This is a genomic window from Phocaeicola sp. HCN-6420 (genome assembly GCF_037890145.1).
Classification (GTDB): domain Bacteria; phylum Bacteroidota; class Bacteroidia; order Bacteroidales; family Bacteroidaceae; genus Phocaeicola.
In genome coordinates, this window is sequence record NZ_JBBKBJ010000006.1 from 1 (window position 1) to 14,507 (window position 14,507).

10 protein-coding genes are annotated in these 14,507 nt (G+C 42.2%); 4 read left to right on the plus strand and 6 right to left on the minus strand.

All coding sequences use genetic code 11. The features are described 5' to 3' along the window. Positions 1 to 43: 43 nt before the first annotated feature. Positions 44 to 2,686: a valine--tRNA ligase gene (locus tag WKT12_RS05210; protein ID WP_021971989.1), complete on the plus strand. Its 2,643-nt coding sequence runs from the start codon at positions 44 to 46 to the stop codon at positions 2,684 to 2,686. 241 nt (positions 2,687 to 2,927) lie between these two features. Further along, positions 2,928 to 3,182, plus strand: a complete 255-nt coding sequence (locus tag WKT12_RS05215; RefSeq protein WP_340319113.1) for a DUF4884 domain-containing protein — start codon at positions 2,928 to 2,930, stop codon at positions 3,180 to 3,182. Positions 3,183 to 3,196: 14 nt separating this feature from the next. Here the strand turns inward: WKT12_RS05215 and WKT12_RS05220 are convergent, their stop codons facing one another. From WKT12_RS05220 to lnb, 6 genes are all read right to left on the minus strand, one after another. Next, complete coding sequence (locus WKT12_RS05220) at positions 3,197 to 4,195, minus strand: MBL fold metallo-hydrolase (RefSeq protein ID WP_021971987.1); 999 nt, start codon at positions 4,193 to 4,195, stop codon at positions 3,197 to 3,199. A gap of 43 nt (positions 4,196 to 4,238) precedes the next feature. Further along, positions 4,239 to 4,688, minus strand: a complete 450-nt coding sequence (locus WKT12_RS05225) for a hypothetical protein (protein WP_340319114.1) — start codon at positions 4,686 to 4,688, stop codon at positions 4,239 to 4,241. Between the two features lie 62 nt (positions 4,689 to 4,750). Beyond that, entirely contained in the window at positions 4,751 to 5,740 is a 990-nt protein-coding gene (locus WKT12_RS05230) for a DUF6340 family protein (RefSeq protein WP_340319018.1), read from the minus strand. 453 nt (positions 5,741 to 6,193) lie between these two features. Next, the gene (gene secA, locus WKT12_RS05235; RefSeq protein WP_340319019.1) at positions 6,194 to 9,490 is read right to left on the minus strand and encodes a preprotein translocase subunit SecA; all 3,297 of its coding nucleotides are present in this window, start codon (positions 9,488 to 9,490) and stop codon (positions 6,194 to 6,196) included. A 104-nt stretch (positions 9,491 to 9,594) separates the two neighbouring features. Next, complete coding sequence (locus WKT12_RS05240; RefSeq protein ID WP_340319020.1) at positions 9,595 to 11,178, minus strand: alkaline phosphatase family protein; 1,584 nt, start codon at positions 11,176 to 11,178, stop codon at positions 9,595 to 9,597. Next, positions 11,178 to 12,353, minus strand: coding sequence for a lipoprotein N-acyltransferase Lnb (lnb, locus tag WKT12_RS05245; RefSeq protein ID WP_340319021.1), 1,176 nt, complete (start codon positions 12,351 to 12,353; stop codon positions 11,178 to 11,180). The genes WKT12_RS05240 and lnb overlap by 1 nt, the downstream gene beginning before the upstream one ends. Positions 12,354 to 12,510: 157 nt before the next feature. Here lnb and WKT12_RS05250 point away from each other — a divergent pair, with 157 nt between their 5' ends. Together WKT12_RS05250 and WKT12_RS05255 are read left to right on the plus strand one after the other, a co-directional pair. After that, positions 12,511 to 13,236, plus strand: a complete 726-nt coding sequence (locus WKT12_RS05250) for a type III pantothenate kinase (RefSeq protein WP_340319022.1) — start codon at positions 12,511 to 12,513, stop codon at positions 13,234 to 13,236. After that, positions 13,226 to 14,485, plus strand: coding sequence for a hypothetical protein (locus WKT12_RS05255; protein ID WP_340319023.1), 1,260 nt, complete (start codon positions 13,226 to 13,228; stop codon positions 14,483 to 14,485). The genes WKT12_RS05250 and WKT12_RS05255 overlap by 11 nt, the downstream gene beginning before the upstream one ends. Positions 14,486 to 14,507 lie beyond the last annotated feature (22 nt).

Here is a 14,507-nt window from a genome sequence, read left to right on the forward strand (position 1 = left end):
AACTTGAAATTGCATAAAAACAAACATTAAAACGATATAGAAAATGGAATTAGCAAGTAAGTACAATCCCGCCGATGTGGAAGGGAAATGGTACCAGTATTGGCTGGACAATAAGCTTTTCAGTTCTAAACCCGACGGCCGTAAGCCATATACCGTCGTAATTCCCCCGCCAAACGTAACCGGAGTACTACACATGGGACACATGCTTAACAATACCATTCAGGATATTCTGGTACGCCGTGCTCGTATGACAGGTAAAAATGCCTGCTGGGTTCCGGGAACAGACCACGCTTCCATTGCAACAGAAGCTAAAGTTGTAAACAAACTGGCTCAACAGGGAATAAAGAAAACAGACCTTACCCGTGAAGAGTTCCTGAAACATGCATGGGCATGGACAGAAGAACACGGAGGTATCATTCTGAAACAGCTCCGCAAGCTGGGTGCATCATGCGACTGGGACCGTACTGCATTCACCATGGACGAGAAACGAAGTGAAAGCGTTATCAAAGTTTTCGTCGACCTATATAATAAAGGATTGATTTATCGTGGCGTACGTATGGTCAACTGGGACCCGAAAGCACTGACAGCCCTCAGCGATGAAGAAGTAATCTATAAAGAGGAACATAGCAAACTTTACTATTTGCGCTATAAAGTAGAAGGTGACCCAGAAGGAAGATATGCCGTTGTCGCAACGACACGTCCGGAAACCATCATGGGAGATACCGCAATGTGTATCAATCCTAACGACCCGAAAAATCAGTGGCTGAAAGGCAAGAAGGTTATCGTTCCGCTGGTAGGACGTGTCATCCCGGTTATCGAAGACGACTATGTAGACATCGAATTTGGTACTGGTTGCTTGAAAGTTACTCCTGCACATGACGTAAACGACTACATGCTGGGAGAAAAATACAACTTACCCTCTATCGATATTTTCAATGACAATGGAACTATCAGCGAAGCTGCCGGAATGTATGTAGGCATGGATCGCTTTGATGTCCGCGAACAGATTGAAAAAGATCTGGCTGCTGCCGACTTGCTGGAAAAGGTCGAGGCATATACTAATAAGGTGGGCTTCTCTGAACGTACCAATGTTGCTATTGAGCCCAAGCTGTCTATGCAATGGTTCCTGCGCATGCAGCACTTTGCAGATATGGCTCTACCTCCAGTTATGAATGACGAGCTGAAATTCTACCCTGCCAAATATAAAAACACTTACCGTAACTGGCTGGAAAACATCAAAGACTGGTGTATCAGCCGTCAGTTGTGGTGGGGACACCGTATTCCAGCCTATTATTTGCCCGAAGGTGGCTTCGTAGTAGCAGAAACCCCTGAAAAAGCATTGGAACTGGCTAAGGAAAAGACCGGCAATCAGAACTTGAAAGTAGAAGACTTACGTCAGGACGATGACTGTCTGGACACTTGGTTCTCTTCATGGTTGTGGCCGATTTCTTTGTTCGATGGCATCAACAACCCGGGTAACGAAGAGATAAAATATTACTATCCGACTTCCGACTTGGTAACAGGTCCGGATATCATTTTCTTCTGGGTAGCACGTATGATTATGGCCGGCTACGAATATATGGGCGATATGCCGTTCAGAAACGTATACTTCACCGGTATCGTACGCGATAAGATCGGACGTAAGATGTCGAAATCGCTGGGAAACTCTCCTGATCCGCTGGATTTGATTGACAAATACGGAGCCGACGGTGTACGTATGGGTATGATGCTTGCCGCACCAGCCGGAAACGACATCTTGTTCGACGATGCACTGTGCGAACAGGGACGTAACTTCAACAATAAGATATGGAATGCTTTCCGTCTGGTAAAAGGCTGGCAGGTAGCCGACATCGAACAACCGGAATACGCTAAGCTGGCAACCGAATGGTTCGATAACCTGCTGGTTAAAGTATCTGCCGAAATGGACGATCTGTTCAGCAAATATCGTCTGAGCGAAGCCCTCATGCTGGTTTACAAATTATTCTGGGACGAGTTCTCAAGCTGGTATCTGGAAATGATCAAACCTGCATACGGTCAGCCTATCGATAAAAAGACATACGAAACAACTTTGCATTTCTTCGATGTACTGTTACGTCAGCTTCACCCGTTCATGCCATTTATCACCGAAGAATTGTGGCAGCACATTTACGACCGCAAGCCGGGAGAAAGTATTATGACAGCACAGTTGGAAACATTTGCCGGACGTGACCTGCAGGCTGCCAACGAACTCTGCAATACTTTCGACCAATTGAAGGAAATCATTTCGGGTGTCCGCAATATCCGCCTGCAGAAGAATATCGCACAAAAAGAAGCATTGGAAATGCTTGTACTTGGCGAAAATACTCAGCTGATGGCATATGCTGACGTTGTAAAGAAGATGGCGAACCTCTCTGCCGTAACGGTAGTAGAAAGCAAACCTGAAGGCGCAGCTTCATTCATGGTAGGTACCACCGAATACTTTATCCCGCTGGGCAATCTGATTGACGTAGAAGAAGAATTGAAGAAACTGGAAGCTGATTTGAAATACCAGGAAGGCTTCCTGCAGAGCGTCTTGAAAAAGCTGAGCAACGAAAAGTTTGTCAGCAAGGCACCGGCTAATGTCATCGAGATGGAACGCAAGAAACAATCTGATGCTGAAACCAAAATCGCAGCCCTGAAAGAAAGCATTGCTGCACTGAAAAAGTAATCAAGACATATCTCTATCATATAAAACTTGAGGCAGAAGTACATCAAACTCTGCCTCAAGTTTTTTTATTCTCCATCATTTCCTCAGATAAGCCCCTTTCAGCATACTGCCATAAAAATAAATTCCAGCCATAAACTTCGGTATAATCAGTATTTTGAATATATTTGTGAAAGCCAATAACTCCAAACATTTAAGTATGAAAATCAGCTTATTCCATATCAGCCTGTTATTTCTGTGCACAATGATACTTCCCTCTTGCGGCATAACAGGAATACCCATCCAGAATAAAGCACCTCAAAACAACGATACCTACACCGTAAGTTATCTGTTCGAACAGGATGGAGTAAAAGTTTATCGTTTTTATGACAGGGGGAATTATGTCTACTTCACCACAAAAGGCGAAGTGACAAGTATAAAGAACGACTCAACAGCCCAGCGGACCATCGTAATCCCCAAAGAAACTCTGCCCGAAACTTCCGGAAAGACAGTAAAATAAAAAATATCAGGAAATCAATGCTGATGACTGAGTTTGACAACTTCTCCTAATTCCGGGAGCAGAACAGGCATATTGCGTTTCCGCGCTTCTGCCGCAAACACGTGAGGAGGATCAAACAAAGGCTCATCCGACAAGTCGAAAGTCCCGTAATGCATAGGAATTGTTATACGGGCACCCATATCAGCCGAAGCCGTAAGCGCATCATAAGGAGAAATATGATTAGGCTTCATAAACCAGCGGGGCTTGTAGGCTCCTATCCCTATCATGCAATAATCTATATGTGGAAACAACTCCGGAAGTTCGCTAAAATGACGTGCATATCCCGTATCACCACTATTATAAATGGTAATGCCATCGGCTTCTATCATGAAGGCGCCCCACAAACGTTCTCCCCCATCGTTCACCCCACGCTTACTCCAGTGCTGGGCAGGTAGAAAAGTCAGGCGCAAATTTCCGTCACTATGCTGTTGATACCAAGCTGCCTCTATGACTTCCATCGTAGGAAACCAGCTCTTTATCAGTTCTCCCGTACCAATTCCGCAAAACAATTTCATCTGCGGATTATCGGCAAATAAACGGGTCACACTCGGTTTGTCGAGGTGATCGAAATGATCGTGACTAATCAGTAAATAATCGATATGCGTAAAAATAGAAGGATTGGCCGGAAACTGGCTTCTGCGCTTTACAAAAGGGATATTACCATATACCGGATCTATCATGAAACGCTTGCCACCCAGTTGCAGAAAAAAAGAATTATGCCCCAGCCATATCAATGAATTTCCAACGACACCGTCCAGCGAACGAAGAAAATGTACCTTAGGATCCCATTTTATCATTTTCTTTTCCTTCCGCTGAGGATTAGGGGAAAAACGCCATTTCAGCACACTACCCATTCCCGGACGCCAGCGATGCTGACGATTGAAGAACTTCCCTCTTGCTATCGGATTCCCTCTCCACCGAGGATTAATCGTCTGCAGGCGTTCATTCTTACGAAAGGTAATGCGTTCCCCCATGTTAATCAGATTTTGACAGTAAACAAATAGAACAAGCGGAATGCTATTTTTCCAATAAGTCTTTCAGAAAAGCATCCAGCTCTTCATCCAGTCCTTTCAGCAGTTCATCGTTCAGCAATAAGGTTTCCTCGTCATCTACCAGCAAAAGTTCGGCAATGGTTTCCTTTTCATCGTCAACCAGCACAAACGAATAAGGCTTCATCAGACATAATTTATCGAGCTCTCCCTCATCCTTCAGTACAGTGACTTCAGCACGAAGTATCGGCTCCACTTCTGCATAAAAATCTTCGCCGTCATAATCTACCCATTCATCGATGATGGTACGCGACAGTTCTTCATCATCATCGTTGAAGATGATAAGCTCTCCACTGTCCTGTTTAGGCTGCAAATGAATATCTGTTACAACCGAATTGTCATCTGTCGCGATATATCTGCCGATAGCTTCTTTCAATGTAGAAGCAATAGAAGCATGCGACTGTTCACTAATGTTCATCATGTCTATCGAATTTTATTACCTCAAATGTACAAAAAAAATCATTCGTGCAACAGATAATCTCAGAAATTGTTTCCAAAACGGCTCATTTGAGTGTTCAAATGAGGAAATTGCTTCATGCGTTCTGCCAGTTGTTCAGCATAAAATTTCCGTATAACGTCTTCATCCGAGCCGGCTGTAACCCGTTTTTCTACTTCTTTCAGCCACTTTTCAGCCTGAAGCAGGTCGCCCTGCATTTCGGAGGCCAGAGCCAGATTGAAAGCCGATTTTATTTTTAGTTTTTTCGATTTCGTCTGTTCGAACAATGACTGCCATAAATCGTGTGCACCCTGCCAGTCATTTTCATTTACACAGACAGCCGCATCGCGCATTTCCACACATCCTCCCGCATAATAAATACGTTCGGCATGTTTCCAGTAAGGAACCAGCATGTGCGTAAGCATATATGCCGAAAATGAAGCAGCCTCTTCCTGCATCTGACGGTCTGAAGGAGCCATACTGGCATCCCACTGCAAGCTGTCGGTCTTTGCAATAATGTTCATGGGGCGCTCACGCTCCGGCAGATAAAGGCTTAACACAGGAGTAACTTTGGCTTTTATCACCGACCAGGAGCCCGGCAAACCCGGATAAAAAATCTCATCACGTTCCGTCTGAATCTTTACCTGGTCAAGAGAAAATATGATGTCCGCATCCAGCTCCCCAGCAAGCTGAGTCACCTCCTCCTGCGTCAGCGCCCGTCTTCCCGACAGACCGGTTGTATTCAGGGCTGAATCACAAATCATTACCTGATTGAAGTATTTTGAATCGGCCAGCGCAGAAGCCAGCATCTCTGCCGATTTTTTCCCATTCCCGTTCATTTCTCCTAAAGTAAGCAACGTACGTTTTGCCTCAGGAGTCGACGGCATATTATTTACTACGGCAATGTTTTTTACCTGTTCAGGAAAACTTACTGTTGCCGGACATAACTGATCGAATGTCAATGTCTGTACGGAGCTGCAAGAGGCAAGGCAACACACCAGTGCAACCGCACATAAAGCATATATTTTCATCATGGTTTAGTTTTTAACTCTGTTAATCTTTAACTACAGTAAAGGCTACTGCAATTGTATAAATGCAAAGATAAAAAGATTTCGGGAATCGGACCTCGGTTCATTTTTTATTTTATTTATTTATCAATCTTTCAAAGTTTGTCATAGATATGCAGACAATTTGTCAGTTCCTGTATCACAAACATTTCATAAATCCCGTTCAATAAGTCAAGTCCAGAAGAGAAGCACCGAAAGCCATGCTGGAACCGTAAAGAAAAGATGGAGACATTCTACCGAAAATTTGTACAAATTTTTATTTTTTCTGTACAAAAAAAATTGAAACGTCGGCATCTTTTATAAAAGACTTCCTGTTACGTAAAACTTTGTCTGATGAAACGTCTGGGCATAAAAAAAGAATGTCATTCCACAAATATCTTTTGCAGAATGACATTCCTTATATGGTTCAATAAGTTAAACTTATGCGTTACGTCCGTGACAGTTCTTATACTTCAAGCCACTGCCGCATGGACAAGGATCATTACGGCCAACCGTCTTATCGGCGCGATAAGGTTCCTGCTTTGCCTCACGCGTATCACGTCCGGCAGCTTCCTGCTGATCAGGATCATTCAAGTCCTGTTTTTCCTCACGATACTGCTGGCGAGGACGTTCCGGTTCGGGAGCAGCCTCACGTACTTGTTCTGGTTCTTGAACAGGTATCTGTCCACGCATCAGGATAGAGATCGTATTGTTATTGATCTTGCTAACCATATTATCGAACAAATTAACTGATTCGAGTTTGAAGATCAACAGCGGATCTTTCTGCTCGTAACTTGCGTTCTGAACAGAATGTTTCAATTCATCCAACTCACGCAGGTTTTCTTTCCAAGCATCGTCGATAGTGTGAAGCAAAATTGCCTTTTCAAATGCCTTCACAATTGCTTTCGACTCTGTTTCATATGCTTCCTTCAGGTTGACAGATATGTTGTACATACGTTTACCGTCAGTAATAGGAATCATGATATTTTCATACATATGACCCTGAGCTTCGTATACTTGTTTGATTACCGGGTTAGCAATGGCAGCCATACGTTCTGTCTTACGTTTGAACAAAGCCATAGCTTCCTGGAATGTCTGCTCAGCCAGATCATCTTTCTTCTTGTTGCGGAAGTCTTCTTCGCTGAACGGTATTTCCATAGCCAAAGTCTGAAGGATTTCCATCTTGGCATCTTCATAATCCGGCTGTTCAACAGCATTTACGCAACGATCCCAAATCATATCGACAATATCCATACCGATACGTTCTCCCATCAGGGCATGACGACGTTTCGTATATACTACAGTACGCTGTTTGTTCATTACATCATCGTATTCAAGCAGACGCTTACGAATACCGAAGTTGTTTTCTTCAACTTTCTTCTGTGCACGTTCGATAGACTTGGATATCATGCTGTGCTCAATCATCTCGCCTTCCTTGAATCCCATCTTATCCATCCAGTTGGCCAGACGGTCGGAAGCAAACAGACGCATCAGGTCATCTTCCAACGAAACGAAGAATACAGAAGAACCCGGGTCGCCCTGACGTCCTGCACGACCACGTAACTGACGGTCTACACGACGTGATTCATGGCGTTCTGTACCGATAATAGCCAAACCTCCGGCAGCTTTTACCTCCGGACTCAGCTTAATATCTGTACCACGACCTGCCATGTTGGTAGCAATAGTTACTGTAGAGCTCTGACCTGCCTTAGCTACAATTTCAGCTTCTTTCTGATGCAGTTTCGCATTCAACACGTTATGTTGAATCTTACGCAAGGTAAGCATCTTACTCAACATTTCAGAGATTTCGACAGAAGTAGTACCAACCAGTACCGGACGTCCGGCTTTTACCATCTTTTCAATTTCTTCGATTACCGCTTTATACTTTTCACGTTTTGTTTTGTATACACGATCGTTCATATCGATGCGGGCAATCGGACGGTTTGTAGGAATAACTACTACATCCAGCTTATAAATATCCCAGAATTCTCCGGCTTCTGTTTCTGCTGTACCGGTCATACCCGAAAGCTTATGATACATACGGAAGTAATTCTGCAAAGTAATAGTTGCAAAAGTTTGAGTTGCAGCTTCAATCTTAACACCTTCCTTAGCTTCTACAGCCTGGTGCAATCCGTCGCTCCAACGACGACCGTCCATGATACGTCCTGTCTGTTCGTCGACAATCTTAACCTGTCCGTCCATAACGACATAATCAGTATCTTTTTCGAACATTGTATATGCTTTAAGCAACTGATTGATTGTATGAACGCGTTCTGACTTGATAGCAAAGTTTGTAAGCAGCTCGTCTTTCTTTGCAAGCTTTTCTTCATCACTCAATCCCTTTTCATTTTCCAAAGCAGAAAGCTGGGCTGCAATATCCGGCAAAACAAAAAGAGTCGGATCTTGTGAATTACCAGTAATCAGGTCGACACCCTTATCTGTCAAATCCACACTCTTCAGTTTTTCATCGATAACGAAGTACAAGGGTTCTACTGCCTCTGGCATACGTTTGTTGTTCTGCTCCATGTAGATTTCCTCAGTCTTCAGCATACCCGCCTTGATACCCGGTTCACTCAAGAATTTGATAAGCGGTTTATTCTTCGGCAAAGCCTTGTGACTGCGGAACAAAGCCAGGAATCCGGCTTCCACATCTTCTTTCTTATCGGATGCAATCAGACGCTTCGCATCAGCAAGATATTGTGTTGCCAATTTGCGCTGTGCTTCAACCAGACGTTCTACCAACGGACGAAGTACTTCAAACAATTGTTCGTCACCTTTAGGAACAGGACCAGAAATGATCAACGGAGTACGTGCATCATCAATCAATACGGAGTCGACCTCATCGACGATAGCATAATTATGCTTGCGCTGTACAAGATCTTTCGGGCTGACAGCCATATTATCACGCAAGTAGTCGAAACCAAATTCGTTATTGGTACCGAATGTGATATCTGCCATGTAGGCACGACGACGTGCTTCCGAATTAGGCTGATGCTTATCGATACAGTCTACACTCAAGCCATGGAACATATAGAGCGGGCCCATCCATTCAGAGTCACGCTTAGCCAGATAGTCATTGACTGTAACCACGTGTACACCATTACCAGTCAAGGCATTCAAGAATACCGGCAATGTAGCAACCAAGGTTTTACCTTCACCGGTAGCCATTTCCGCAATCTTACCCTGATGCAGTACAACACCACCAAATAACTGAACATCGTAATGAACCATGTTCCATGTCATTTCATTACCTCCGGCTACCCAATGGTTTTTCCAGATGGCCTTGTCGCCTTCTATACGGACGAAGTCCTTACCCTGAGCAGCCAAATTGCGGTCCATTTCAGTAGCAGTAACTTCAATTTCTTCGTTTTCACTTAAACGGCGAGCAGTATCTTTTACAATCGCAAAAGCAGTAGGGAGAACATCGTTCAAGGCTTTTTCATATTTTTCAAGAACTTCCTTCTCCAACTTATCTATTTGTGAGAAAATCGGCTCACGCTTTTCAATGTCTGTTTCCTCGATAGTAGCTTTCAGTTCTTCTATCTTCTTGTTTTCTTCAGCAGCCGATTCTCTGATATATTTCTTCAGCTCTTCGGTTTTGGCACGCAACTCATCGTGACTCAATTTAGCAATCTCCGGATAGACTTCTTTCACTTTATTTACCCACGGTTGAATTTCTTTCATATCGCGAGTTGCCTTATTTCCAAAAAGTTTGCTTATAAATTCGTTAAATCCCATTGTATATTGTTGTTTTTATTATTTCTAATTTGATTTATTCATTCAGTTTTCTGACGCACAAAGATAACTAATTTGCTGATTTTCTTAATTATCTAAGTTGATAATTATTTACGAATGCCCGTCAGAGGAGCAGCAGTAGCTGCATTGGGCGCCCGAATACGCATGAAATGGGCTACAGTGGGAGCGATTGTCGCCATTTTCACCGGAGTATATAAGATTTCCGGCTTTATATTATTACCTATGAAAATCAACGGAGCAGATGAGTAAGTATCACGTACCACCTTCGATACCTGAGAATACTCGTCAACAACCGACCATCCTGGCATTACTTCCACATAAATATCACCGGAAGCATTCGAGTTGAATGTATTTCTGATTTTATCAATACGAGGAGTCCATGCTCCAAGCAACAGGCGCTGAGAAGAATATGCCGAACGGACACCACTCATCTGAACAATAAAATCAGACGAACGGTTCAGTATTTCTGTAAGATTTAACTTCTTATCCTCAATAAGTTTATGATTCAGATAAATCTGACGATCGTAATAAGTTTCTACATATTGCCCCGGACCATAAATAGCCATCAGGTACATATTCAGAAGTGCTCCACAACGCTTTATATGAAACTCTCCGCCCGGTATCTTATATTGTTCCGGATCTTTCGGGTCCGCATCTGCATAACCGGTAGAAGTGATAAAGAACAATGTATTATTTAACCCTACCTTACGATCGATCAAGTCAAGCAAATCGCCTATGCTATTATCCAGACGGACATACATATCTTGTATCTCCATAGCATACTCCGTATTGGGGGTGTGAGCATAGTTTCCCGCATAATAAGATAACGTAAGCAAATCAGGAACATTGTCTTTCCCCACATTGGTATTCGCCAAGCATGCATTGACCAGCTTGTTTACCTCATCATTCGCATAAGGACTGGTTTTAAACTTTTTGAACTTATCAGTACGCTCGTCGGAAAAATCATGTTTAAAAGTAAGCTGTTTGACATCAGAAGTAACATACTTGTAAGATGTGACAGGCAAATAGGGTCCCCATACCAGATTACCTATACGAAAATCCAGTCCTTCACGGTCATTATATGCAGCTACCCATTCTGGAAAAGCCCCGTAATAAGTGGAACCGCTCCATTTTCCTGTTTCATCGTTCAACCAGAAAGCTCCTTTAGCAGCATGGCCTGCAGCGAGTACAGCCATTTCACGAGAAGGAGCAATCGAATAAACTTCGGCATTACCGTTGGTTGCAACCATCAGTTCATCCGAAAGCGTAGAGACTAATAAATGTTGAGGAGATGTACATTCTGAAGTATATACTCCCATATACGCCGGATCATCGACGCTCTTCACAATACGTAAAGAAGTACGATCCATCCATCGGTTTCCTACTATTCCATTATAATAAGGAGTAGTACCGGTATATATAGAAGCTACAGCCGAAGAACGATCCATATTTATGAAATCGTATTCTGCATTGCAATAAACGCGTCCTTCTTTCATCAGACGTTTAAAGCCCCTCTCACCATATAAAGCCGAAAAAGCTTCAATATAGTCTGAGCGAAGTTGGTCGATGGTCAATCCAACCACCAATTTCGGCACAGTCGGAGTTGTCTGAGCCTGTAAGCTTGTTATTACAAATGCTGCAATCAGCGAAGTCAGTATACGTTCTTTCATTACTTTTTATTCCAAACTAAGATATGGCCTGCTGAATTCACCAGCAAACCGAGTGCCAAAGGTAATATTGTTAAATTAAATTCTTGCCCACAAAAGGGAAGAATGACTATAAAAAGTGTTAAATATATAAGATTTACTACATGATAAGCATCTTTTTTGTGCTTTATGGCCTTATATACCATGACGGGAAGGTATAATAAAGGTATCGGATTAAACAAAATAAGCAACCAGTTTGAACCTACCGTAGGATGAACAGAAAAGAAAAACAAAAATGCAATAATGCATCCCGCTATTCCCTGAGAAGCATAAAGCAGTATATCCCACCCCCACCAAATTCGTCGGAATTTCCATTGCATCCATGCCATCAGTACACATAATGCAAGGAATAAAGAAGCACACGCCATTGGCGAAAGCACAAAACCTGGCTCAGCCAGTTCCGGCTCCACATCCACAATCTTTGTTTCCTCCAGTACCAATGGGCGGCGCATCCCTCTCTTATCAAGAATATAGGCATTGGAAGCATAGTACTTCAAATAAAAAGGTGAAAACATCTGCAAACGTTTGCTTATTGTTTTATCGGCTTCAGCTCCCAGACAAAGATCGATGCCAAGTTCATCCCATGAAGACCCGACTGTAAACTCGTGTACAATACTACGAAAGCTTTTGCCAGACAAAGAATCCGGATAGACAACCTGTCCATCAGTTATGCATTCTTCTATTCTGTCGCGGGCTCGTGTCGTACAGTTATCGTAAAAGTAATTATATCGATAGATACGATTTTCGGGTAAATAGTTTTTTTCCAACAATGCCAACAAGTTTTCTTTTTCCTCTTGTGTAAGATTCAATACCTGTTGATACACAGAAGAACCGCGCATCGCATATTCTGCCTCAAAATAAGGATAAGGTGTAATCCCCAACTGATAATCGGTTTCTCCCTTAACAAAACGGAATATAAAATTAGGAGTATTGAAGCTGAACATCCCATAATTGAAAACCACATCGACATGACGGGTATAATTTTCATAACGTATAGCTGTATGTCCAAATAAAGAATAAATCTCACTACCCGGAGCACAAGTCAACAAGCTGAAACGGATACTGTCCGACTGCTGTCCGTGAGCAGAGAGCGACAGCCCTGCCAGCAAACATATAATGAAATATCTAAGTCTTACCATAAACCTGAGTAAAGTTTATCCTCTTTTTTTACAACGTTCACACTATTTCAGGCACAAAAATACGGCTAAATATTGATAAGTTCTGAATAAATTCATCGTTTTATTACTATTCCTATTCATTTTTTACTTTACTTTGCAGCATAAAACAAGAAAAGAAGTGAATTTAGTAATCGATATAGGCAATACAGTAGCCAAACTCGCTGTATTCGATAACGAAGAAGTGGTGGAAGTTCTTCGAGGCTCAAACCACTCTTTAGACTGCTTGACAATGTTATGCAACAAATATCCTATAGAAAAAGGAATTATTGCATCCGTCATCACACTCAGCAATACGATTCGTAAGCAATTGGCGAAACAGCCTGTTCCCTTTCTGGAGTTAACATATCGCACCCCAGTGCCCATCGAAAATCTTTACAAGACTCCTGAGACATTGGGCATGGACCGATTAGCTGCTGTAGTAGGTGCCAATTATCTTTGCCCAGGCAAAAACTTATTAGTCATTGATGCAGGAACAGCTTTAACATACGAGTTCATCGATGCCCAAGGACGATACTGGGGAGGGAATATATCCCCCGGTATATATACTCGCTTCAAAGCGCTGAATGCCTGCTGTGACAAACTTCCGCTTATAGAAAAAGGAGGTGACCTGCCCGAGTTCGGATATAGCACAGAAACAGCTATACGCGCCGGCGTAATAAAGGGCATGGAGTTTGAAATAAGTGGTTATATCACCCTAATGCAAAAGAAATATCCTGACCTTTTGGTTTTTTTAACTGGTGGAGATAAATTTTCTTTTGATACAAACTTAAAAAGTATCATCTTTGCAGATAGATTTTTAGTATTGAAAGGTTTAAACAGAATTTTAAATTACAATGTTAAATAAGAAAGCACTAATCAGCGCTCTGATATTTGCCGGCTCTTTATCGGCTTTTGCTCAGTCCAGCACTAATTCCCCTTATACCCGTTATGGGCTGGGAGATTTGTCAGACCGAGGCTTTGCCAATAATGCTGCGATGGGAGGAGTCGGATATGCACTCCGAAACAGCGGTCATATAAACATGTTGAATCCGGCATCATTTACAGCGGTAGATTCTCTCTCGTTTATGTTCGATGTAGGAATGAGTTTAAAAAGTTCCAATTTTCAGGAAAATGGAATAAAAAACAATGCACGAAATTCCAGCTTCGACTATATAGCAATGCAATTTCGTCTACATCCCCGTTTAGGTATGGCTATTGCATTCACCCCCTATTCTACTTTAGGATATAATTTTACGACAACCCAGCCAGTAGAAGGGGTTGAAAATGTTACGGCAACAAACCTTTTTTATGGAGATGGCGGCTTGCAGCAAATAACAGGAGGATTAGGCTTCAAAATACTTGATAACCTTTCTATCGGAGTAAACGCCGGATATATCTACGGAACATTGCAATATCAGGCAACTAAAGCTTTCAGCGTAAGTAGTGACCAGACCAATGTATACAACAATATTGAAGTAAACAGTTATGTAGCAGACTTCGGATTGCAATATACTCAGCAAATAAATAAATCCGATAAATTAACTCTCGGATTAGTATATGGCTTGGGACATACGCTTAACTCGACAGATACGAGAGGAATACAGGTAACAGACAATTCCAGTTATTCTTCGGTTAATGAGCATGTGGTAAATGATTCATATGGTATACCGCATACCTTCGGTATAGGTTTAGCGTATAATCATGCAAGAAGCCTTACTGTTGGCGTTGATTATTCTCTTGAAAAATGGTCAAAAGTAAAATATGATAATTCAACAAATGCATATAACGACCGTTCCAAAATAGCAGCAGGTATAGAATATCTGCCAGATCCTATAGGAAGAAGTTACCTGAAACGTATACGGTATCGCGCGGGAGGTTATTACAAAAGCTCATATTTAAAGCTTCCTCAATGTGATGGTCCTTCAGAATATGGAATCAGTGCAGGATTTGGTCTTCCACTTCAATTATTCCAGCGGAATACCATTCTAAACTTAACTGGACAATATGTTCATGTTACACCATCTGTTCCTAACATGCTATCAGAAAATCGTTTCGTCATTAAAATCGGCCTGACGTTTAATGAACACTGGTTCATGAAATGGAAAGTTAACTAACAAAACAACTAAATTTATATAC

Bases quoted from the DNA above. Each gene is read 5' to 3' on its own strand.
- WKT12_RS05210 (WP_021971989.1), top strand. From the start codon at position 44: ATGGAATTAGCAAGTAAGTACAATCCCGCCGATGTGGAAGGGAAATGG.
- WKT12_RS05215 (WP_340319113.1), top strand. From the start codon at position 2,928: ATGATACTTCCCTCTTGCGGCATAACAGGAATACCCATCCAGAATAAA.
- WKT12_RS05220 (WP_021971987.1), bottom strand. From the start codon at position 4,195: ATGGGGGAACGCATTACCTTTCGTAAGAATGAACGCCTGCAGACGATT.
- WKT12_RS05225 (WP_340319114.1), bottom strand. From the start codon at position 4,688: ATGAACATTAGTGAACAGTCGCATGCTTCTATTGCTTCTACATTGAAA.
- WKT12_RS05230 (WP_340319018.1), bottom strand. From the start codon at position 5,740: ATGATGAAAATATATGCTTTATGTGCGGTTGCACTGGTGTGTTGCCTT.
- secA (WP_340319019.1), bottom strand. From the start codon at position 9,490: ATGGGATTTAACGAATTTATAAGCAAACTTTTTGGAAATAAGGCAACT.
- WKT12_RS05240 (WP_340319020.1), bottom strand. From the start codon at position 11,178: ATGAAAGAACGTATACTGACTTCGCTGATTGCAGCATTTGTAATAACA.
- lnb (WP_340319021.1), bottom strand. From the start codon at position 12,353: ATGGTAAGACTTAGATATTTCATTATATGTTTGCTGGCAGGGCTGTCG.
- WKT12_RS05255 (WP_340319023.1), top strand. From the start codon at position 13,226: ATGTTAAATAAGAAAGCACTAATCAGCGCTCTGATATTTGCCGGCTCT.